Origin of the sequence: Pontibaca salina (assembly GCF_016307205.1) — a bacterium.
Lineage (GTDB): Bacteria > Pseudomonadota > Alphaproteobacteria > Rhodobacterales > Rhodobacteraceae > Pontibaca > Pontibaca salina.
In genome coordinates this window covers 1-571 of sequence record NZ_JAEIJD010000034.1, presented here as the reverse complement: position 1 = coordinate 571, position 571 = coordinate 1, and the positions used below count along the sequence as shown (strand labels likewise).

At 55.2% G+C, this 571-nt stretch carries 1 protein-coding gene; it reads right to left on the bottom strand.

The window, feature by feature from the left end; translation table 11 throughout:
• Nucleotides 1-28: 28 nt before the first annotated feature.
• Nucleotides 29-571: IS3 family transposase (locus JAO82_RS14165; RefSeq protein ID WP_198687039.1), on the bottom strand; the 543-nt coding region annotated here is incomplete at its 5' end.

The window sequence follows — 571 nt, the reverse complement described above, 5'->3', positions numbered from 1 at the left end:
CCATTTGTTGGGCAGTATTTGGCATAATTTAAGCTACTCTTTGCACCTGCTGATCGGGGTTGGATGTTTCAATTCGCTGCCAGTAGAGCACAGCTGGTGGTTTGCCGCCAAGGGCGGAATTTGGACGCTTATGATTGTAGATATCGATCCACTTTCTGACGCCTGCCTTCGCCTCTGACCCGGTTTCCCATGCATGGAGATAGACGCATTCATACTTCAGGGATCGCCACAGCCGCTCAACAAAGTTGTTGAGGAAGCGGCCCTTGCCATCCATCGAGACACGCACGCCGGATCGCCGTAGCCGATCCGTCCTTGCGAATGATGTGAACTGGCTTCCCTGATCCGTATTCATGATCTGTGGCAAGCCAAACTTGTGGATGGCCTCGTTCAGGGCGTCGACGCAGAACTCGGCTTCGAGCGTGTTTGATATGCGCCACGCCAGCACCTTGCGGGTGTGCCAGTCCATGATGGCCACCAGATAGAGAAACCCACGTCGCATCGGCAGATAGGTGATGTCCGAACACCAGACCTGGTTGGGCCGCTCGACCCTCAACCCCTTCAGCAGATAGGG